Source organism: Bacteroides timonensis, assembly GCF_000513195.1.
Taxonomy (GTDB): Bacteria; Bacteroidota; Bacteroidia; order Bacteroidales; family Bacteroidaceae; genus Bacteroides; species Bacteroides timonensis.
Window position 1 is genome coordinate 46,213 of sequence record NZ_CBVI010000048.1, and the last position, 21,481, is coordinate 67,693.

Below are 21,481 nucleotides of genomic sequence, written 5' to 3' on the forward strand. Positions count from 1 at the left end.
TTCTACTGTTTCAGTAGAACTATCATTTTCAATGAAAAATCAAAAAAGACCATCCTTGCATTTACATTTTGCTCAATATGTATTTGCGCTTCGCTCAATTCATCCATCATTCCCATTACATTCCGTTCGTTGATAAAAGGGGAAAAACGGGTGGCAAAATTTTGTTCGGGCAAAGTCATGTAATTCATTTCTTTGCAATGCAGGTTATAGATGAAATTCTCACGTATCATACGCTGGGCGTATGTCAGGAAGTTCTTCTGTCGTTCGCGTCCCATGCCTGCCAGTTGCTCACTCCATTGCTTCATTTCACGTATCTTCCGTTGATAGGAAAGACGCATGAGACTGACAAAGAGTTCAAAGAACAGTTCGTTTTCTTCGTTCAGGTGGATGGTTTCCAATGCTTTGATAAAGTCACCGTTGGCAAGATGCGCCAAGGTGAAACTATCATTAGGGCGTACACCGTATTTCTGTTGCAAGGCGTTGGCAATATCCGCTTCTTCTATTTTACGGATGTTGAAACGTTGCGTACGGCTCAGGATTGTCGGCAGTATCATGTCTGGAGTTTCGGATATCAATAAGAATACTGTCTTTTCGGGAGGCTCTTCCAGAAGCTTCAATAACTTGTTGGCGCAAACTACGTGCATTTTCTCCGGTAGCCAGACGATAGTAACCTTGTAGCCACCTTCGCTCGATTTCAGGCTGAGCTTGCGCACTATCTCGTCACTCTCCTTTGCATAGATGATGGCTTGCCCGTTTTCAGCATCCATCTCGTTTAGCCAGTGGTTGAGACTGAAATAAGGGCTGTTCAGCGCCAGATGGCGCCAGTCAGCTATGTAATCGTCGCACACTTCTTTCTTTCCTTTTTTTACGATGGGAAAGACGAAATGTACATCCGGATGTACCAGCTTATTCCATTTTATGCAGGAGGGACAAGTGCCACAGGCGTCTGTATCTGTACGGTTCGGGCAACAGATGTAACGGGCATAAGCCATTGCCAACGGAAGTTTTCCCACTCCCGATGGACCGCAGAAGAGCTGAGCATGAGGAATACGCCCCTCTTGCACTTCCTGCCGGAGCCGCTGTTTGGCTGCTTCTTGTCCTATTACCTCTTTGAAAAACACGATATTATATATGGTTTTATAATTTACAACTAATGTTACTTGATTTCGGCCTTAGTATACCAGCTTTGCAACTTCTTTTATACTGTCCACTGCACCGATGGAGTAGAAGTGAATACTGGGTACTCCATGTTCCACTAATTCCTTACATTGCTTAACACACCATTCGATGCCTACTTGTTTGGCTTCTTCATCCATTTTGCATTTCATTGCTTCGCATGTCAGTTCTTCGGGCAAGTCCACTTTGAATGTCTTGGGTATCATACTGATTTGAGATATCTTCTTGAACGGTTTGATACCTGGAATGATGGGAATGGTGACTCCGGCTTTCCGGGCACGTTCTACGAAGTCGAAGTATTTCCGGTTATCATAGAAAAGTTGTGTAACGGCATATTCTGCACCGGCTTCCATTTTCTTTTTCAGCCAGTAGATATCAGTGTCAATATTGGGAGCTTCTTCGTGTTTTTCGGGATAACACGCCACACCATAGGAAAATGGTGTATTGGTCACTTTCATTTCCGAGCCATCTACGAAGATGCCTTTATTGAAGTTATTGATTTGTTCTTGCAATTCAGTAGCATGGTGGTAGCCATCGCCTTCGGGAGTGAAGACGGACTCATGTTTTGCTTTATCCCCACGTAACACCAGTAAGTCGGTAATACCCAGGAATTGCAGATCGAGCAGTACATATTCCGTCTCTTCGCGGGTGAAACCACTGCAAAGAAGATGCGGAACTACAGTAATATTATATCTGTTTTGGATAGCGGCAGCTACTGCAACAGTCCCTGGGCGGCGGCGCAAGCGATTGCGCTGAAACAAACCGTTTCCCAGATCTTTGTACACATATTCGCTGCGATGTGTAGTGATATTGATGTATTTCGGGTCAAATTCCCGCAAAGTATCTATGGTTTCGTACAGCTTTTCGATGCCTGTGCCTTTCAGCGGTGGCAGTATTTCAAAAGAGAAAGCTGTCTTTTCGTTGCTGTGTATCAGGTCGATAATTCTCATTTCTTTTTCGTTGTCTTTGTTCGGTGAACAAAACTTATTTGTACATTGGGAACAAAAATACGAAAAAGAAATGAGATATGCTTTTATTTATCCGGCTATTCTTTTATACAACGTATGGAAAGGGCTTTATAGAATGTCTTATTGGTTACTAAAGTTCCATTTGAAATAAAATGTTCATCACTTCCTGTGAGGAATATGGTTTGCTCGGGTATGGTCTTGCCGTTATCTTCAAGAGTCCAATATCCGGTCATTTTATAGACTTGTGCATGTGCCTGTTCGTACCACATGCCTATCGGATATGCACCGAAATCGGTCAGGTTGGAGGCGGGATATACATGGTCATTCTCTTTTAATCCTTGCCATTCTCCTGCCTTAATCAGTGATGCTTCATTACCTGTATAATTCTTCAAGCCTTCCCAGTCTTTGCTGTTGGGTATTTTCCATCCTTCCGGTGCTAAGTCACCGGCCAGTATGGCTTCTCCGTTGTAGAAGTATATTTCAAATTTGTCTGGTTTGAAGTAGCCTGCCCCGATGCCCAATTCAACTCGTTTTGTAAGGGGAGTTCCAGTTCTGTATGTAGTTTCGCACAGATCTTTCCGCATCCAATATTGTGTCCCTATCTTTATTATCGGGTGTTCTTTCAGTGCTCCGTTTCTGATATCTCGAATCGTGTGTCGGATTACATTAACATCCGATGATTTTTCGGGCTTTGCCAGTGTTACTTTTCCTGTTTCATCCAAATAGAATTTATCGATTGCTCCTGAGGTTCCCTGAGTGTACGTGAAAGAATTATTCTCTGTGTTCCAACTTATTTGTCCTCCATTGATGTCTCTGTCATCATCCAACAGTTGAAGTACTGTCCCGTTGTTCAAATCACTTTGTTCATCTACGCCGATAGGATAAATCGTGATTGCTTGTGAATCGATATCATCTGATTTAAGATACTCTTTGCAGATTTCCACGATAGGTTTTCCGCTGTTGTATACTCTATAAACATTTGATTGGGTGAAAGACAGGGCGGCAATGTGTATGGCTGTCGTCTTGCCGCTATTGTCCGTATCCTTACCTTCTACGGTTGTCCAGTCTTCTATACTGCTGGCTATCCCTGTCAGCACATGACTGGTGGTCTGCATGGCAGCGATGTCCAGGTTGCATTGTGTGCTTCCGGTCATTGTTAATTCCGGCATTGGGCATGTGTATAGTTGTCCATTCCAATCCATAACGAATGATTGCGTATCGGGATTAATTTCTTGCGGGATAATAATAATCTCTTTTCCTATTAATTTCCCCTCTTTTATACTCCATGTTCCGTAAGGAATGATATCCGCGTCTTCTTCTTTATGAATTGTAAATTCTTCTGTGCTTAGATCGTAGTCGGCTTTATTGTAGAATCCTGTGGCAATGATGCGTGGATTGGCTTTTAATAAAGCTTCAACGTTTTCATCTCCTTTCGGTGTGAGTGTGATGTTGAATTTCACCAATTTATGATGGAACTTCAGTTCAACGGCCTTTTCGCTGCTTGCTATCTTTGCTTGTGTGGCAATTAGAAAGTCAGATAGAGATCGCTTTTTGGCATTGCTTTGATCGGACTGTACGGAAACTGGGATGATGGAAGAGTTGGCCGCTATCTCTGCCGACTGATATGGAGAATAGCTGATGAAGTCTAGCATTGCATCTCCCACTGGGTAGAAAACAGTTTTTTCGGGGATAAGTTTAGCGTCTTCTCCGCATTCTAACAGCAAATTGTTAATGTATCGTTCTTTTGCAATGGAAGTAGAAGACAGCATTGCGTACAATCCCACTTTATCTCCTTTTTCAAAGGCCGTATTGGTTACTCGCGTATTGGTTTTACTGACTTTTGTGGTAAATGTGATCGGTACTGTTCCAGAAGGTGTTTCTGAGTCAATTTTATTGACGCAAGCGGTAAATAAGTGGATGAGGCAGAGTGATAATAGGATCAGTCTGTTTTTCTTGATAGTTGTTTTGTTCATATAATGTTGTTGTTTTGTGGAATACGATGATCGAATTCCCAATTAATAGTTGTTAATCAAAACATTGGAGTATCTGGGGTGGTCGGGACCATAATTGGTATAGAAAAGACTGTTGCTTTGGAATGCTAATTAGTTGAATTCGCGCTTGAATTCCGGTTCTGTTCCATCTTTATGTTTTTCAACGTTTATTAACCTAATGGATGTCAAAGGTAAAATAAACTTTTAAAAAACAGAAAGAAAAGAATAACTTTATACCAATTATTTACTTATTATGCTTTGTATGAACAGGATAAATAACTTGAAATGTCCCTACATTTTCATTCTTTCGCGGGAGATTTCAAAATTATCAGTACCTTTGTACTCTAAATTAAAGATAATCTGATAACTTATGCCATTAAATTTACCTGATAAGCTGCCGGCGATAGAGTTGCTGAAAGAAGAGAACATATTTGTTATTGACAACTCCCGCGCCACGCAACAGGACATCCGTCCGTTGCGCATCGTTATCCTGAACTTGATGCCTTTGAAGATTACCACGGAGACAGATCTTGTGCGTTTGCTCTCCAATACACCGCTTCAAGTGGAAATCTCGTTCATGAAAATCAAGAGTCATACATCAAAGAATACGCCTGTAGAACACATGCAGACATTCTATACTGACTTTGAAAAGATGCGTGGCGAGAAGTACGACGGTATGATTATCACCGGTGCACCTGTAGAACAATTAGATTTCGAAGAGGTGACTTACTGGGATGAAATAATGGAAATATTCGATTGGGCGCGTACGCATGTCACATCTACCCTTTATATATGCTGGGCTGCACAGGCCGGACTTTATCATCATTATGGAGTACCCAAGTATGCGTTGGATAAGAAAATGTTCGGCATATTCGAGCATCGTCCTTTAGATCCGCTGCACGCTATTTTCCGTGGTTTCGATGATATGTTCTATGTACCCCATAGCCGCCATACGGAAGTACGGAAAGAAGATATCTTGAAAGTGCCGGAGCTTACTTTACTTTCGGAATCGGAAGATGCAGGCGTGCATCTTGTTGTGGCACGTGGCGGACGTGAGTTCTTTGTTACCGGACATTCGGAATACTCTCCACTGACGCTGGATACGGAATATCGCAGGGATGTGGATAAAGGTCTACCTATTGAAATACCTCGTAATTATTATGTGGATAATGATCCGGACAAAGGTGTGATGGTACGTTGGCGTGCCCATGCCAATCTGCTGTTCTCTAATTGGTTGAACTATTTCGTTTATCAGGAAACTCCGTACAATATTAATGATATAAAATAGCTACAAGCTACGAGCTGCGAGTGACAAGACCTTGCGGTATATAGTGTAGCACTCGTAGCTTGTAGCCTGTAACTTGTAACTAAAACGATATGATAAAGCAACGGAAGATAGAGTTACTGGCCCCTGCCAAGAACATGGAATGTGGCATTGAAGCTATTAACCACGGTGCGGATGCAGTGTATATCGGTGCACCTAAGTTTGGCGCACGTGCAGCAGCCGGCAATTCGTTGGAAGATATAGCTGCTTTGGTGGCTCATGCCCATTTATATAATGCCCGGATTTATGTGACTGTCAATACCATCTTAAAGGAAGAAGAACTGGCAGAGACGGAGAAAATGATTTGGGATTTGTATCGTGCGGGAGTAGATGCCCTCATTGTGCAAGACATGGGAATCACTCGCTTAAACCTACCACCTATTCCCTTGCACGCCAGTACCCAAATGGATAACCGTACACCGGAGAAAGTACGTTTCCTTGCAGAAGCCGGTTTCCGGCAAGTAGTATTGGCACGTGAGCTTTCCCTTCAGGAAATCAGCCATATTCATAAAGCTTGTCCGGAAGTGCCGTTGGAAGTATTTGTACATGGGGCGCTTTGCGTTAGTTATAGCGGGCAATGTTATGTCAGCCAGGCTTGTTTCGGACGTAGTGCCAACCGGGGAGAATGTGCACAATTCTGTCGTTTGCCTTTCAGTCTGGTGGATGCCGACGGAAAAGTAATTGTACGTGATAAGCATTTGCTATCTCTCAAAGATTTGAATCAGAGTGATATTCTGGAAGAGTTACTTGATGCAGGTGCTACTTCGCTCAAGATAGAAGGTCGTCTGAAAGATGTTTCTTACGTAAAGAATGTTACGGCTGCTTACCGCCAAAAGCTGGATGCCATCTTTACACGCCGTAAAGAATACGCCCGAGCCTCTTCCGGTACTTGCAATTATACATTCCGTCCCCAGTTAGATAAAAGTTTTAGTCGTGGATTTACGCATTACTTCCTGCACGGACGCAGTGAAGAAATTTTCTCTTTCGATACTCCGAAATCCCTCGGTGAAGAGATGGGAACCATGAAGGAACAACGTGGAAACTACCTCACAGTAGCTGGATTGAAATCATTCAACAACGGTGACGGTGTTTGTTATATCGATGAGCAAGGACGCCTGCAAGGCTTCCGTATCAACCGTGTAGATGGAAATAAACTCTATCCGGCAGGTGAGATGCCTCGTATTCGTCTGCGTACTGTGCTTTACCGTAACTATGACCAGGAGTTTGAGAAGTTGCTGGCACGTAAGTCTTCCGAACGAAAGATTTCCGTTTCCTTGCTTTTGGCAGATACTGCCTTCGGCTTTGCTCTGACTGTCACGGATGAGGATGATAATAGCGTTACACTTTCTTTCCCTTATCAGAAAGAACCTGCCCGTACCCCTCAGGCAGATAATCTGCGTACTCAACTCAGTAAATTGGGAAATACTCCTTTTGAAGCCGGAATATTAGCGGATAATCGTTCGCCTGAAACAAATTCCGCCATAGAAATCCGCTTTTCAGATAACTGGTTTCTTCCCGCTTCCGTAGTAGCCGATTGGCGTCGTCAAGCCGTAGACAAGCTGGTTACCGTTCGCCGTATTAATTATCGGCAGGAAGTGGCAGTCTGGAAACCTACAACTCATGCTTTCCCTTTGCCGGGAACTTCTTCTAAGACAACAGCTTCCGCTACTTCATTAACGTACCTCGGGAATGTAATGAATACCCGTGCCGCCTCTTTCTATACCGATCACGGCATTGCTACCGTAGCTCCGGCTTATGAGAAACAATCTGTACCGGGTGCTGTTTTAATGTTCTGCAAGCATTGTTTGCGTTATAGTATGGGTTGGTGCCCTACTTATCAGAAGGGACGTTCACCTTATCGGGAGCCTTATTGTTTGCAAGGAACTGATGGTAAGCGCTTCCGCTTGGAATTTGATTGTAAGAATTGTCAGATGAAAGTATATGCAGAATAAGAGAGAACATATTCGTTATCACCACAGAGTAGCACAGAGTAACACAGAGTTTCTTAAATATCAGAAAAGACTCCGTGCAACTCTGTGCTACTCTGTGGTGATAGCGATTATTATCAGTCTGGTTTCCTGCCGTTACTCCCGTCCCAATCTGGATGATGAAGGTATCAGTGATAAAACCCGGGACTCTCTGACCTACCTTTACGACCGGCATTATACGTTGAATACGAATCTGGAAGTGGTGCAGGATTCCGTGGTGCTTGCCTGTCTGCCGGTGAAGGATTGCTACAATACTTTGTATAGAGGAGACCGTGTAGTAGTGGCCGAATTTGCCATTCATTCTGCTGATAGCGTGGACAGTGTTTGGGTAAAACTTGCTCATTCCCAGGAGATACAAGGCTGGATCGGGGAGCGGGAAATGATGCAAGCTTTTGTACCTACGGACAGTATCTCACAATTCATTTACTTGTTCAGTGATACGCATGCTTCTTACTTCGTGATTATTTTCGCCTTGTTTATCGGTGCCTGGGTGTTCCGTCTGTTCCGTCAGAAGCAGTTGAAGATTGTTTATTTCAATGATATTGATAGCGTATATCCACTTTTGCTCTGCCTGTTGATGGCATTCAGTGCTACGGTGTATGAGACGATGCAAGTCTTTGTGCCCGAAACGTGGGAACATTTCTATTTTAACCCTACGCTTTCACCTTTCAAGGTGCCGTTTATTCTCTCAGTCTTTTTGCTGAGCATCTGGTTGTTTATCATTGTACTGCTGGCAGTACTCGATGACTTGTTCCGTCAGTTGACTCCTGCCGCTGCCGTATTCTATCTGTTGGGATTGGCATCTTGTTGTATCTTCTGTTATTTCTTCTTTATACTGACTACGCAAATCTATATCGGCTATATTTTCCTTGTTGTTTTCTTTGGGCTTTTCCTAAAGCGAATGTGTGCTACACTTGTCATTTACCGCTATCGTTGCGGGCGCTGCGGACAGAAATTAAAAGAAAAGGGGCCTTGCCCAAGCTGTGGTGCTATCAATGAATAATAGGGTGTAGCAAGTTCTCTTAACCCTTTCATGCTTATGATACTTACTTTTCCCCTCTTTCCTGCTTAGATGTAATGTAAAAGATGGCATCTTTTGCTGCGAAAGATGCCATCTTTTGATGTTAGAGATGCCACCTTTTGCGACAAAAGATGCCATCTTTTGCATAACGGGTCAGGGAGATGTATGGGGACGGAAGTAATGATCTCTATCAGAACCTGCAACGTAGTTCGACTCCCGCCTGTATGGGGCGGCCTTTCTGCATGAATCCGTTGCCCATGCTTTCAAAGTAGAAAGCAGCGTAGTCTTTATCCAGCGCATTGCGAACCCAGAAGTCAATCTGTCCGTTACCTTTTTGCAGGCTGAGGCGTCCGTTCAATGTGCCGTAGAAGGCTTGGCTGACATCATTCTGCTCGGTCCAATAGATGCGTCCTGCACCGGTGTAGTTGGCATTAAGTTGAATACGGTCCAACCAATGTCCCGGGTTGATGCGGAAAATGTATTGTCCGCCCAGGCTCAGAGTGTGCTTGGGGACGAAGGGGACGTAATTGCCATTGTTACTTATTTCAATCACTTTATTATCTGCGCTTTTCGCATTCGTCACGTACTCTTTGAATGTGGCGTATGTGTAGCCATAATTTGCAGTCAGCGTGAAGTTGGTGGTAACTGCGCCCGCCAGAGATATTTCAGCTCCGAGGCTGCGACTCTTTCCTGCATTTACCGTTTCACGTCCGAGGCCGCTTTGGGCAAAGCGTGATATTTGTTGGTCGCGCGTTTCGAGCCAGAAGAGGGCGGCATCGGCACGCAGACGGTTCTGGAAAAGATTCAGGTGGGTGCCTGCTTCATAGTTCCACGTCTGTTCAGGTTTGTAGACGGTGGCAGCCCGGGCATCCGGATTCTTACCGCCATCGGGTAGAAAACCATCTACCAAATCTTTGAAGTTGTCCGGAACATTGGGCATGATTGCTTCTTTAGATTGCTTCATCATATCGTTGCGCAAACTGGATTGTAGAAGGTCGGAGAACATCTGAATGTTATATCCTCCCGAGCGATAACCTTTGCTGACGGTAGCATATACATTTCCGGCATTATCCCGGAAGTCATATTGCAAGGCGAACTTCGGAAGTAGTTGCAGATAATCTTTGCTGATGGAACCTTCGTAGCAGGATTCTACAGTCAGGGCTGTTTCCGGCATCATTATTATAGGATCACGAACAGGCTGTCCGTTCTGCATCATCTGACCTGTAATGCCTACGGTGTAATCCATTGCTGTGCCGGAGTTGTAATCCATCTTCATCTTCTCATAATCCAGGCGAAGTCCGGCAGTGAATGATAATCCGTCGATACTAAATAAATCTCTGAATGTGGATTGGTGAAACAGAGCTCCATTCAGAAGCGGTGTTTTGAAATCTCCGTTGATAGGTAAACGTGTGCTGGTTACTTTTAATGATGGCATGATATTCATATTCATCACCGGGCTCATCGGTACTTCTATTAGTGGAGGAATTACGCTACCCAGCATCTGGTTCATCATCGCCATACCATCTTCCTTAAATGTGACCGGTGCAGTCGTATTCAGCCATTGATAGAAGCCGAAGATGCCCGTTGCCCATTGCCAGCGGCGGTTTTCCTTGCTCTTCATCACAATTTCTTCACTGATGGTATTGATGCGTTGTTTCTGTTCCAGTGTATACGTATCTGAGGCTGTGAAATCCTGATCCAGAAACATACGATCCTTTAGATGCTGATATCCGGTTACGGCACTGAGTGTGAAATTCTGTGCCTGGTACTCTACATTAAGTCCGGCATTCAGCAGGTTGCGGTAATAGCTACTTTCATCATTGTAAGCCGTTTTGGCTACATCTCCGGTTTCTTTATTGTAGAGTCCATACGGGTAACCGCCCTGGTCACCATATTCATAACTTACATTAAAGTCGAGCTTCCAATTATCGCTGGGCAAGTAGATGGCACGGATACGTCCACCGGCAGACTGCCCTTTATCTACTTTTTTATTGTTGAGCGCTGCATTGCGGAAGAAACCGCCTTCGTATTCATAAAATCCTCCAGCCGAGAATGCAAAGCGATCATTCATCCGGTGATAGTGAGTGACGGAAGTATTGTATTGATTGTGTGTACCTGCCCCTATCCGGAAGTCAGTACCTTGATAAGAGAAAGGAGATTTGGTATGTACTTTAATAAGTCCACCCATCGCATTTCGTCCGTACAGTGTACCCTGCGGACCGCGCAGCACATCAATACGCTCGATGTCGGAATAATTGAAATCGAATGCGGATTTATCTATATAAGGTATATTGTCAACATAGAGCCCTACGGAGGGAGTATTGATGCGAGAACCGATACCACGAATGTAGACGGCAGATGTCAGTCGCGAACCGTAGTCGGGAATAAATATATTGGGGACCAGTGCTGTCAGGTTTTTGATTGAGTTCACTTGTGCAGCCTGCATGTCTTGTTGCGAAAGCAGGGTGACGGCATTGGGCAGCTCGCGCAACTTACGGTTTTCTTTAGGTGCTGCAATGATCAGGACTTCTTCAACGTCCACTATTTTCAGGGTATCCACTTCCTCTGCACATACGTTCCCTATCGACAGGAGTGCCAGGGCAAAGGCTAACAATTTACTCTTCTCCATTTTTTGCTTCTATTATTTCGCTTGCAAAGAAAGAGGATTTCTCTTATACCCGCAATCCTCATTTATTAGGATTTAGATACGGTCTGCTTCGACGTATCCGTGCATTACAGCATAAATCGTTAGTCCGGCCACTGATTTAATGCCCAGCTTCTCCGTAATATTCTTTCGGTGGGAGATGACGGTAGTCAGGCTGATATTCAGTTTATCGGCTATTTCTTTATTGATAAGTCCTTTGGTTATCAGTACCAGTACTTCTATTTCGCGGGGAGAGAGATCATGTTCGCTGTCGGCATGAGGATTACCGCACGGATGCGCTGTTGCACCGTGGGGATGTCCGTGGGGGTGGCTATGAGGATGTCCGCCTTTGTGTCCGAACTGATGCAGTTGCAGGATGTTTCTGATCAGTGTTTTCTCGTCCTGATAAATATTCAAGGTCGGTATTCCTGCCAGCTGAGGCTGATTGTCACCGTTTGCCAATACAATGGTCTTGGGCTTGCGCGGTAGGAAAAAAGCGGTATGCTCAAAATATATCTGTGCTGAAACAAAATAATGCGCGTACATATCGGGGGTATCGTCCATCAGTTCCTCGAACGAACTGAATACACGGATGACGGCCATCGGGATAATTTCTTCCAGAAGGCTTTGCAATCCCATACATGATAAGGTGTTGGAGTCAGCAATTGCTATTTCGGGAGCTACCATAGTGTTTCTTAAATTTCTGCAAAAGTACAGATAAATTTTAGGATGTAGGCTATTGTGATTGAAAAACAGTAACTTTCCTTAATAGGTTGCTATAGAACTTTGCGCTCTTCTCTTTTGTTGTTAAGTATATAATTTACTTAATACTACTGATTTATGAAATATGATATAGCTATCATCGGTGGTGGCCCTGCCGGATATACGGCAGCTGAAAGAGCGGCTGCAAACGGGCTGCAAACTGTTTTGTTTGAAAAGAAAGCTATTGGCGGTGTTTGTCTCAATGAGGGGTGTATCCCTACCAAAACTCTACTCTATTCCGCCAAGTTGTGGGACAATATGAAAGGTGCGTCCAAGTATGGCATCTCTGTGCCCGACGGTTCGTCATTCGATATGAAAAAGATTATCGACCGTAAAGATAAGATTGTGAAAAAGCTGACTGGTGGTGTGAAGATGACGGTCAGTTCGTACGGTGCTGTTATTGTGCCGCAGGAAGCCGTTATTATGGGTGAGGCGGACGGACGTTTCCAACTTTCGGCTGCCGGCGAAGTATATGAAGTAACCTATCTGTTGGTATGTACAGGTTCCGATACATTGATCCCTCCCATTAAAGGATTATCTGAAATTGATTATTGGACATCAAAGGAAGCATTGGAGATCACAACTTTGCCCCGTTCACTTGTCATTATCGGCGGTGGTGTTATCGGGATGGAATTCGCCTCTTTTTTCAATAGCATGGGTGTGCAGGTGCATGTTGTTGAAATGATGCCCGAAGTATTGGGCGCCATGGATAAGGAAACCAGTGGCATGCTACGTTCAGAATATCAGAATCGTGGAGTTAATTTCCATTTGAATGCCAAAGTAATTGAAGTCGGCAAAGAGGGTGTCACTATTGAAAAAGAAGGTAAGACTGCACTTATCGAAGCCGAAAAGGTACTCGTCAGTGTGGGTAGGAAAGCTAACTTGTCCCAGGTCGGTTTGGATAAACTGAACATTGAACAGCTGCGCAACGGTGTGAAGGTGGATGAGCATATGCAGACTTCCCATCCTCGTGTTTATGCCTGTGGCGACATCACCGGGCGTTCTATGCTGGCACATACTGCCATTCGTGAAAGTGAAGTTGCTGTCAATCATATCTTGGGAGTGGAAGACAGTATGAATTACGATTGTGTACCCGGTGTGGTGTATACCAATCCCGAAGTAGCGGGAGTCGGTAAGACTGAGGAAGAATTGAAAGTATCCGGTATCAGTTATCATGTACAGAAGTTACCGATGGCCTATTCCGGTCGTTTTGTAGCCGAGAATGAATTGGTGAACGGACTTTGCAAACTGATATTGGATGACGATGATCGGGTGATAGGCTGCCATATGCTGGGAAACCCTGTTTCCGAATTGATTGTTCTTGCCGGACTTGCCGTGCAGCACGGATATACGGTGGAAGAGTTTCAAAAGACTGTTTTTCCGCATCCGACGGTCGGTGAAATCTTCCATGAAACTTTGTTTGCATAATGTTCTGTATTGATAATCGCTGCACGGATATCTATTTAAATCTGGCAGCAGAAGAATATTTGTTGAAGCAGAAGCGAGGTAACTTCTTTATGCTTTGGCAGTCGGAACCTTCCGTAGTGATAGGGAAACATCAGAGTGTGGCAGCGGAAGCGGACGAGAGGCTTCTGGATGAAAAGGGAATAACCCTGGCACGCCGTTTCTCCGGTGGAGGGGCTGTATATCATGACCGGGGAAACATTAATCTGAGTTTTATTGAAACCGTAAAGCAGCCGGACTTTGTATATTACCTGCAACAGGTCGTTGATTTCCTTGAAAAGGTAGGCATCTCAGCTTATGCTGACCAGCGTCTGGGCATTTATGTGGATGAACGGAAAATATCAGGTAGTGCGCAGTGCATACACAAAGATCGTGTGATGTATCATTGTACTTTGTTGTTTTCCACTGATCTGGATACATTGAATGCGGCATTGAATGGCGATCCGGATGCGGAAAGCCGTATACCGGGCTCTCGTACTGTGCGTGCGGTACCTTCCGTACGGAGTGAAGTTGCTAATATAAAAGAGTTTTTGTCCGAACCCATGGCCATCAAGCGTTTCATACACTTGCTCTTTCACTCCTTTGTAGATGATGACGATAACCGGATTTACCGTTTTTCTGCCGGAGATATGGAAGCCATCGAACGGTTGAAAACGGAAAAGTATGCCTGCAAAGAGTGGATATATCATAAATCCGCATTAACTTTTACTTAAGTTAAAAACTTACTACTCAGTTGTTTGTTGTATAATAATAAACCGAGAACCTAAAACTTAACTATATGTCAAGATTTGAAATAAAGATGCCCAAATTGGGTGAAAGTATAACCGAAGGTACCATCATCTCATGGTCGGTACAAGTAGGAGACATCATTAAGGAAGATGATGTGTTGTTTGAAGTAAATACCGCTAAGGTTAGTGCCGAAATACCATCTCCGGTAGAAGGTAAAGTCGTGGAAATTTTATTTAAGGAAGGAGATACCGTAGCTGTGGGTACGGTGGTGGCTATTGTCGATATAGGAGGTGAAAACTCCGAGGATGAGGGTGTTGCGGTTGTTTCTAAGACTGCCTCTGAGGAAACTCCTCAAATCAAGGCTGTAAAATCGGAAGAAGAACGTTGGTATTCGCCTGTAGTTCTTCAGTTGGCTCGTGAGGCCGGCATTCAGCCTAAAGAACTGGATACTATTTCGGGTACCGGATATCAGGGCCGGGTGAGCAAGAAGGACATCAAGAGTTACATTGTCCGGAAACAAAGTGGTGGTACCACCACGGCGCAACCTGCTGTTAAGCCAAGTCCGCAACCTGTTGCAAGCGTTGCACCGCAACCGGTAGCTACAGCACCTGCCCAGTCGTCTGCTAAACCTGCTGCAACTCCTGAAGTACAACGTACTACACCTGCTTCCGGCACATTCTCAGCAGAAGGTGTTGAAGTAAAAGAGATGGATCGTGTACGTAAGGTGATAGCCGACCACATGGTAATGTCTAAACATACTTCCCCGCACGTAACCAATATTGTGGAAGTAGATGTAACGAAACTTGTGAAGTGGCGTGATAAGAATAAAGACGCTTTCTTACGTCGTGAGGGAGTGAAACTTACGTATATGCCTGCCATCACAGAAGCTGTGGCGAAGGCGCTGGCTGCTTACCCGCAAGTGAATGTATCGGTAGAGGGATATAATATCTTGTTCAAGAAACATATCAATGTCGGTATTGCCGTTTCTCTGAATGATGGCAATCTGATTGTTCCGGTGGTTCGTGATGCCGATCGTCTGAACCTGAACGGACTTGCCGTAGCCATTGATTCACTGGCACTCAAGGCTCGTGATAATAAGCTGATGCCCGATGATATTTCCGGTGGCACTTTTACGATTACGAACTTCGGTACATTCAAGTCTTTGTTCGGTACACCTATCATCAATCAGCCTCAGGTGGCTATACTGGGAGTAGGATACATCGAGAAGAAGCCTGCCGTAATAGAGACCCCGGAAGGGGATGTGATTGCCATCCGTCATAAGATGTATCTGTCCCTTTCTTATGACCATAGAGTCGTGGATGGTTCATTAGGTGGCAACTTCCTCTATTTTATTAAAGATTATCTGGAAAACTGGAAAGAATAACTTAATACCTTGATAAGTATGAAAAAGTACAATATAAAAACCACAGATGTGGAACTGCTGAAGAAATGGTATTACCTGATGACGCTGGGGCGTGCGCTCGATGAAAAGGCGCCCGCTTACCTGTTGCAGTCCCTTGGCTGGTCCTTTCACGCTCCGTATGCCGGACATGACGGGATCCAGTTGGCCATCGGACAGGTATTTACCAAAGGAGAAGACTTTCTTTTCCCTTACTACCGTGATATGTTGACTGCCCTTTCCGCCGGAATGACGGCAGAAGAACTTATACTGAATGGCATCTCCAAAGCTACTGATCCGGGAAGTGGCGGACGCCATATGTCCAATCATTTTGCCAAACCCGAATGGCATATCGAGAATATATCCTCGGCTACAGGTACGCATGATCTTCATGCAGCCGGTGTGGCACGTGCAATGGTATATTATGACCATAAAGGAGTCGTTATTACTTCACACGGCGAATCTGCCTCATCCGAAGGCTTTGTCTACGAAGCTGTCAATGGTGCCAGCCTTGAACGCCTGCCCGTTATTTTTGTATGGCAGGATAATGGATATGGTATATCTGTTCCGAAGAAAGACCAGACGGCAGCCCGTAAAGTGGCGGATAACTTCTCCGGATTCAAGAATCTGAAGATTATCCATTGTAATGGAAAAGATGTGTTCGACTCCATGAATGCCATGACCGAGGCCCGTGAGTATGCATTGTTGAACCGGAATCCGGTAATCGTACATGCCAATTGTGTCCGTATCGGTTCCCATTCCAACTCTGACAAAGATACTTTGTACAGGGATGAAAATGAACTGGCTTATGTGAAAGAGGCTGATCCGCTGCTGAAGTTCCGCCGGATGCTGTTGCGTTACAAGCGTCTCACCGAAGAAGAGCTGAAAGAAATAGAGGAGAAAGCAAAGAAAGACCTGGCTGCTGCCAATCGTAAGGCGCTGACAGCTCCCGATCCTGATCCTAAAACCATTTTCGACTATGTATTGCCGGAACCTTACGAACCGGAAAAATATAAAGATGGGACACATCGTGAGACAGAAGGAGAGAAGAAATTCTTTGTAACTGCCATCAATGAAACGCTGAAGGCAGAGTTCCGCCATAATCCTAACACCTTTATCTGGGGGCAGGATGTTGCCAATCGGGATAAAGGAGGAGTGTTCAATGTGACCAAAGGCATGCAACAGGAATTCGGTGAAGCTCGTGTGTTCAGTGCACCTATTGCCGAAGATTATATTGTCGGCACAGCAAATGGTATGAGCCGTTTTGATCCTAAAATCCGGGTAGTGATAGAGGGGGCAGAGTTTGCCGACTATTTCTGGCCTGCCGTAGAACAATATGTGGAATGTACCCATGAATATTGGCGTAGCAACGGACAGTTCGTTCCTAATGTAACTTTACGTCTGGCTTCCGGTGGTTATATCGGTGGCGGACTCTATCACTCGCAAAATCTGGAGGGCGCTTTGGCTACTTTGCCCGGAGCGCGGATTGTTTGTCCATCCTTTGCCGATGATGCTGCCGGACTGCTCCGTACAAGTATACGTTCCCGTGGGTTTACGCTGTTTATTGAACCGAAATCATTATATAATTCCGTAGAAGCAGCCACCATCGTCCCTGATGATTTTGAAGTTCCTTTTGGGAAAGCGCGCGTTCGTCGTGAGGGCAGTGATCTGAGTATTATAACCTATGGTAACACAACGCATTTCTGCTTGAATGTTGCCGAACGTTTGGAAAAAGAAGCTGGCTGGAGTGTGGAAGTGATTGATATCCGTTCTTTGATACCGTTGGATAAAGAAACCATTTATGAGTCTGTGAAGAAGACCAGTAAAGCCCTGATTGTTCATGAAGATAAAGTATTTGGTGGCTTCGGTGGTGAGATAGTAGCCAGTATTGGTACAGACTTGTTCCGTTACTTGGATGCACCGGTGCAGCGTGTAGGTTCTACCTTTACTCCTGTAGGTTTTAATCCGATACTGGAACGTGCTATTTTGCCGGGTGCAGATAGAATTTATGAAGCAGCCAAGAAGCTGTTGGAATATTAATTTAATAATAAGTTATTATGAAAGAGATAGGATTATTTTATGCAATGAATGCTGCCAAGACTTCTCATATCGCAGAGAAGATACGTGAGAAGCTTGGACACAAAGAAGTAGAAATGATTATAATAGAAAAGGCTTGGCAAAATGATTTTCAGGCTTATGATAAACTGATAGTAGGTGCCTCCACCTGGTTCGACGGTGAATTGCCTACCTATTGGGACGAAATGATACCGGAGATAGAAAGCCTCGATCTGAAAGGTAAGAAAGTTGCTCTCTTCGGACTTGGTGACCAAATCGGTTATCCCGATAATTTTGTTGACGGTCTGGGAATACTGGCTGATGTCTTTGAAAAGGCAGGGGCTGTCCTTGTCGGATTTACGTCTGCCGAAGGTTATTCATTTAACCGGTCAAGAGCTTTGAGGGATGGTAAATGGTGTGGACTGGTGATTGATATAGAGAACCAGTCGAAGCTGACGGATAAACGGATAGCGGACTGGTGTGAACAGTTGAAGAAGGAATTCTGAAATAACATGAGGGGCTCGTTAGAGGGCCCCCTTATTTTATATTACTTTGATTCCATCAGGAACTTTGATTGCAGATTTTTCCATTAGTTCCTTTAACATGCTTGATATAGACTACACCGAATGGAATAGGGAAGGTCCTTTCCGCCTATTCCAAATCGCCAAGATGGGGAGTAATGCGAAGAGTCTTACAGCCTGCATTCACTATCTTGACATCTAAAATGTACTGTGTCATCCTGGGGGTAGGTCCGGAGGCCCATCCATGACAAAAGCTGTGCCGGAAACTGGGATAACAGTAATCACCGAAGTCTTTGTGGATATCATTTTTACCTTTGGGAACAAAATCATCCAGTCTTGCGGCATTATGTGTCCAGTCCAGATTGAAATCTTTCATATCACGCATGGCATGGTTGTTTGTAGGATATCTCTTTCTCCGTTTGCCGCCATCATTCTAGCTACAGGTGCCACTTACGGATTCTTCGAAACGGATGCGTACGGAGGGGGCTTCCAAGGTTTGACCGAATCCAATACGAGTTTTAAATCTCCGTGCAGTTCTCGATCATAATTTTAACTCATAATAGTGATGTGTACCCCTTAAACCAAAAGAGGCTGAGCTCAAAAACTATTTTGAGACAGCCTCATCCTTATCAAACAATTCTTAATTAATGTCGTTTAGTTAACTTGAGCAATCGATATCCGGTATCAACCGAAGCTGTGTTCCCATGCAGATCACATTATTGACGGTTATCAGGTTGAATAATCAATTTAGATGAAAACTATTTGTTTCAGGTTTATCGGTTTTGAGGCTTTCGTTGATTGGAATCTCCTATAGTCAAAGTCGTCTCACCTTAATACCTGATAAAAAGGCTTTTCCTTTTATGGTATTCAAGTTAATTGTTATACAATTATCATTGTTTTGTACTATATAACGACGTTTAAAAGCTGTGCGATAGTGTCCATAGTCGACTGGTGAGAAATTTGTTTCGACTTGTTTCCCGCAAATAGAAATATTGAAGTACGTTTCTCCAGAATGTTTTTCTCCACTGCTCTTACCCAAAAGATTAGCTAACTGAGTTGCAGGCTTAGTGACATCAGCCATGAGCAATTCTATTTCATAATCTCCCTGAGGCGCATCAATCTTGTACGCAAAGTTACCCTCACGCCATGTTTGATACAATGGTCCGTCCACAGTATTGTGTATCTCTGAGGTAGTACTGTGTTCTTCTCCATCTATATATCCCCAATTACCAGAAGTATAGGGCTGGTCGGGAAGCCAGGTAAGACTACTTATATCTGAAGTATAAAAACAGTTACTTCCTACATTGATAGCCAATTCATCTCCAGCAGCAATATTAGGGAATGGTTGAAAACATATTTTCATAGCATCCTGAACTGTCTTTCCGTCATTCACACCTTGCACTAAAATAGTTGATTCGCCTTTGGGCAGTAGCACATTGAAAATGGTATGGCAATTGAATATCTTTTGGCTTCCTACGGACTGCCCGTTAACAAACAACTCTACTTCCGGCATATTTGAATAAATTTTGATGGCCTGTGACTTGTTTGTTTCTCCCACACGAGTGTCCCAGTCTTGACTGGCTATTCTTAATATCGGAACATCTTTGCGCCATAAAGCTTTAAAATAATAAGCCACATCCTTCAAGGTACGATTGTTGTAGGCCACTCCTTTATTGTTTACTCTTGGCATGGATTCCTGACGCGCTGCCACGTTGAAATCAATAAAGTTCCAATATGCGCATCCGCTTATCCATTCCGTTTCTTCAATGAATGGAAGATAATGCTCAATGTAAGTTTGTTGATATTCAATGCTGAAATCAAATGCACGTCCATTGGTGGTATGCAATCGTTTGTCACTTCCTGCACCCCACTCGCTGATTATTATCGGTTGGTTTGGATAACGACGATGTTGGTCCTCACACCAAGCATTGAAGTCTTTTAGTTCACCCACATACCAACCGTGATAAAGATTCCACCCAACAACATCTTCTAAGTTTAGACCTATTTCGTTGTAGAGGTTTGTCATATTGAAAGCCATCACACTTACTCTGCTGGGGTCTTCTTCTTTGAGAACTGTTTCCAAACGTTGGGCCAACGCAACGGTGCGTTCTTTGCAAGCCGGCCATTCGGGTTTGTCAACCGCAGGTGTTGTCAAGAGTATTTCATTCATATATCCCCAAGCGATAACAGATGGATGGTTGTAGTGTTGACGTATCATTTCGCGCAGATTTTGTTCGCAATTATCATCATATCCCGGTGTGTCGGGCACTATATTTATAATAGGAATTTCTTCCCATGCCAATAATCCTAATTCATCGCACATCTCTAAAACAGTATCGTCTTGCGGATAGTGTGAAATTCGAATAAAATTGCATCCTAACTCTTTCATTAAGGCGATGTCTCGACGATGTGCTTCGTCATCTAATGCTACGCCCACCGGGGCTTGATCCTGATGTCGATTGAACCCTCGCAATTTGTATGGCTTTCCGTTGAGGCTAAAGCCTTTATTGCCATCAAAGGCAAACCATCGAAAGCCTGTTTTATGTATTTTCTCGTCCAGCAGTTTGCCCGTTTTTAAGTCTGTCAATATTGTCTTTATCAGATAAAGTGACGGTGTCTCAGGAGTCCACAGGCTTGGATTTTGAATATCATCCGATATACATTCGACAGTGCGCGTTTCACCGGCCTTTAATTTTAACTTTCGATTGATGGTTTGTAGCAGTTCTCCCTCCGGACTGTAGATTGCATTTTTAACTTCCAGAGTTGTGGTTTTCAGAGCGTCATTACTCACTTCGCTACGCACTTTCAGTACACCGCTTTGCTTGTTAGTAATTGAAGCATTGATGAAGATACCATCAGAGCCCATATTGGTCATATTGAAGTGTTGTTCTGGAGTCGAGATGAGCCACACGTCTCTATAGATACCTCCCCAGAATGTAAAATCGGCTGATATCGGCGTAATGTCTTTCCTTGAATTGTCCACTGTGATTTCAATCGTATTCTCTTTTTGAATGTAATTGGTGATATCCATCGTGAAGGCGTTATATCCACCTGCATGACAGCCTGCTTTATTACCGTTCACACTAACCGTAGCTGCTTTGCTGGCCGCATCTACCTTCAGATAATAACGACGTCCTTTCACTATGTCAGGTAAAACAAGTGTACGCCTGTAAAGTCCTTCTCCCTGGTAGTAGTTCCGTTGTTTGTAGGCATCTTGGTTAAAGGTATGGGGAAGATTGACTGACTCCCATTTCTCGTCCATAGGTTTACGGAATTCCCAATTGTCATTGATGGTTTTCATTTCCCTTTGCGCTTGCAAAGTGGCAGTGGCAAGCATTGTTATTGCGGCAAGCACTCCTATTTTGAGCAGAATTCTATTTATCATAATCTTTTCATTATTATTATTGTTTGAATTTTGGCTTTTGGTCAATTTCATAAA

General features: G+C 44.0%; 15 protein-coding genes. 8 read left to right on the top strand and 7 right to left on the bottom strand.

Annotated elements, in window-relative coordinates:
- Nucleotides 1-2 precede the first annotated feature (2 nt).
- The 3 genes from BN161_RS10485 to BN161_RS10495 all read right to left on the bottom strand — a co-directional run bounded on the left by BN161_RS10485 (nucleotide 3) and on the right by BN161_RS10495 (nucleotide 4,117).
- Nucleotides 3-1,121, bottom strand: coding sequence for a DNA polymerase III subunit (locus BN161_RS10485; RefSeq protein ID WP_044265726.1), 1,119 nt, complete (start codon nucleotides 1,119-1,121; stop codon nucleotides 3-5).
- 51 nt (nucleotides 1,122-1,172) lie between these two features.
- Complete coding sequence (gene metF, locus BN161_RS10490; protein ID WP_044265727.1) at nucleotides 1,173-2,126, bottom strand: methylenetetrahydrofolate reductase [NAD(P)H]; 954 nt, start codon at nucleotides 2,124-2,126, stop codon at nucleotides 1,173-1,175.
- A gap of 95 nt (nucleotides 2,127-2,221) precedes the next feature.
- On the bottom strand, nucleotides 2,222-4,117 hold the full coding sequence (locus BN161_RS10495; protein ID WP_044265730.1) for a fimbrillin family protein: 1,896 nt from the start codon (nucleotides 4,115-4,117) through the stop codon (nucleotides 2,222-2,224).
- A 388-nt stretch (nucleotides 4,118-4,505) separates the two neighbouring features.
- On the opposite strand from BN161_RS10495, the gene metA reads away from it, so the two are divergent.
- The 3 genes from metA to BN161_RS10510 all read left to right on the top strand — a co-directional run bounded on the left by metA (nucleotide 4,506) and on the right by BN161_RS10510 (nucleotide 8,450).
- A complete protein-coding gene (gene metA / locus BN161_RS10500) occupies nucleotides 4,506-5,423 on the top strand; it encodes a homoserine O-acetyltransferase MetA (RefSeq protein ID WP_007209648.1) in 918 nt (305 codons plus the stop codon).
- 89 nt (nucleotides 5,424-5,512) lie between these two features.
- A complete protein-coding gene (locus BN161_RS10505; RefSeq protein WP_044265733.1) occupies nucleotides 5,513-7,411 on the top strand; it encodes a peptidase U32 family protein in 1,899 nt (632 codons plus the stop codon).
- Nucleotides 7,401-8,450, top strand: a complete 1,050-nt coding sequence (locus BN161_RS10510; RefSeq protein WP_044265736.1) for a membrane protein — start codon at nucleotides 7,401-7,403, stop codon at nucleotides 8,448-8,450. The genes BN161_RS10505 and BN161_RS10510 overlap by 11 nt, the downstream gene beginning before the upstream one ends.
- 208 nt (nucleotides 8,451-8,658) lie before the next feature.
- On the opposite strand, the gene BN161_RS10515 is transcribed toward BN161_RS10510, so the two are convergent.
- Both BN161_RS10515 and BN161_RS10520 read right to left on the bottom strand, forming a co-directional pair.
- Nucleotides 8,659-11,097, bottom strand: coding sequence for a TonB-dependent receptor (locus tag BN161_RS10515; protein WP_044265739.1), 2,439 nt, complete (start codon nucleotides 11,095-11,097; stop codon nucleotides 8,659-8,661).
- Between the two features lie 72 nt (nucleotides 11,098-11,169).
- Nucleotides 11,170-11,799, bottom strand: a complete 630-nt coding sequence (locus BN161_RS10520) for a helix-turn-helix transcriptional regulator (protein ID WP_007209403.1) — start codon at nucleotides 11,797-11,799, stop codon at nucleotides 11,170-11,172.
- Nucleotides 11,800-11,952: 153 nt separating this feature from the next.
- Between BN161_RS10520 and lpdA the strand changes: the two genes are divergently transcribed.
- The 5 genes from lpdA to BN161_RS10545 all read left to right on the top strand — a co-directional run bounded on the left by lpdA (nucleotide 11,953) and on the right by BN161_RS10545 (nucleotide 18,027).
- Nucleotides 11,953-13,302 (top strand): dihydrolipoyl dehydrogenase, encoded by a 1,350-nt coding sequence (gene lpdA, locus BN161_RS10525; RefSeq protein ID WP_044265742.1) that lies wholly within the window; start codon nucleotides 11,953-11,955, stop codon nucleotides 13,300-13,302.
- The gene (locus BN161_RS10530) at nucleotides 13,302-14,051 is read left to right on the top strand and encodes a lipoate--protein ligase family protein (protein ID WP_044265745.1); all 750 of its coding nucleotides are present in this window, start codon (nucleotides 13,302-13,304) and stop codon (nucleotides 14,049-14,051) included. Before lpdA ends, BN161_RS10530 begins: the two co-directional genes overlap by 1 nt.
- 65 nt (nucleotides 14,052-14,116) lie before the next feature.
- Nucleotides 14,117-15,451: a dihydrolipoamide acetyltransferase family protein gene (locus tag BN161_RS10535; RefSeq protein WP_044265748.1), complete on the top strand. Its 1,335-nt coding sequence runs from the start codon at nucleotides 14,117-14,119 to the stop codon at nucleotides 15,449-15,451.
- Between the two features lie 18 nt (nucleotides 15,452-15,469).
- A complete protein-coding gene (locus BN161_RS10540) occupies nucleotides 15,470-17,506 on the top strand; it encodes an alpha-ketoacid dehydrogenase subunit alpha/beta (RefSeq protein WP_044265751.1) in 2,037 nt (678 codons plus the stop codon).
- A 17-nt stretch (nucleotides 17,507-17,523) separates the two neighbouring features.
- A complete protein-coding gene (locus BN161_RS10545) occupies nucleotides 17,524-18,027 on the top strand; it encodes a flavodoxin (RefSeq protein WP_044265755.1) in 504 nt (167 codons plus the stop codon).
- A gap of 145 nt (nucleotides 18,028-18,172) precedes the next feature.
- On the opposite strand, the gene BN161_RS10550 is transcribed toward BN161_RS10545, so the two are convergent.
- Entirely contained in the window at nucleotides 18,173-18,427 is a 255-nt protein-coding gene (locus BN161_RS10550) for a hypothetical protein (protein ID WP_044265758.1), read from the bottom strand.
- A 429-nt stretch (nucleotides 18,428-18,856) separates the two neighbouring features.
- Nucleotides 18,857-21,427: a glycoside hydrolase family 2 TIM barrel-domain containing protein gene (locus tag BN161_RS10555; RefSeq protein ID WP_052356231.1), complete on the bottom strand. Its 2,571-nt coding sequence runs from the start codon at nucleotides 21,425-21,427 to the stop codon at nucleotides 18,857-18,859.
- Nucleotides 21,428-21,481: the final 54 nt, after the last annotated feature.

Bases quoted from the DNA above. Each gene is read 5' to 3' on its own strand.
- metF (WP_044265727.1), bottom strand. From the start codon at position 2,126: ATGAGAATTATCGACCTGATACACAGCAACGAAAAGACAGCTTTCTCT.
- BN161_RS10495 (WP_044265730.1), bottom strand. From the start codon at position 4,117: ATGAACAAAACAACTATCAAGAAAAACAGACTGATCCTATTATCACTC.
- metA (WP_007209648.1), top strand. From the start codon at position 4,506: ATGCCATTAAATTTACCTGATAAGCTGCCGGCGATAGAGTTGCTGAAA.
- BN161_RS10505 (WP_044265733.1), top strand. From the start codon at position 5,513: ATGATAAAGCAACGGAAGATAGAGTTACTGGCCCCTGCCAAGAACATG.
- BN161_RS10510 (WP_044265736.1), top strand. From the start codon at position 7,401: ATGCAGAATAAGAGAGAACATATTCGTTATCACCACAGAGTAGCACAG.
- BN161_RS10515 (WP_044265739.1), bottom strand. From the start codon at position 11,097: ATGGAGAAGAGTAAATTGTTAGCCTTTGCCCTGGCACTCCTGTCGATA.
- BN161_RS10520 (WP_007209403.1), bottom strand. From the start codon at position 11,799: ATGGTAGCTCCCGAAATAGCAATTGCTGACTCCAACACCTTATCATGT.
- lpdA (WP_044265742.1), top strand. From the start codon at position 11,953: ATGAAATATGATATAGCTATCATCGGTGGTGGCCCTGCCGGATATACG.
- BN161_RS10530 (WP_044265745.1), top strand. From the start codon at position 13,302: ATGTTCTGTATTGATAATCGCTGCACGGATATCTATTTAAATCTGGCA.
- BN161_RS10535 (WP_044265748.1), top strand. From the start codon at position 14,117: ATGTCAAGATTTGAAATAAAGATGCCCAAATTGGGTGAAAGTATAACC.
- BN161_RS10540 (WP_044265751.1), top strand. From the start codon at position 15,470: ATGAAAAAGTACAATATAAAAACCACAGATGTGGAACTGCTGAAGAAA.
- BN161_RS10545 (WP_044265755.1), top strand. From the start codon at position 17,524: ATGAAAGAGATAGGATTATTTTATGCAATGAATGCTGCCAAGACTTCT.
- BN161_RS10550 (WP_044265758.1), bottom strand. From the start codon at position 18,427: ATGCGTGATATGAAAGATTTCAATCTGGACTGGACACATAATGCCGCA.
- BN161_RS10555 (WP_052356231.1), bottom strand. From the start codon at position 21,427: ATGATAAATAGAATTCTGCTCAAAATAGGAGTGCTTGCCGCAATAACA.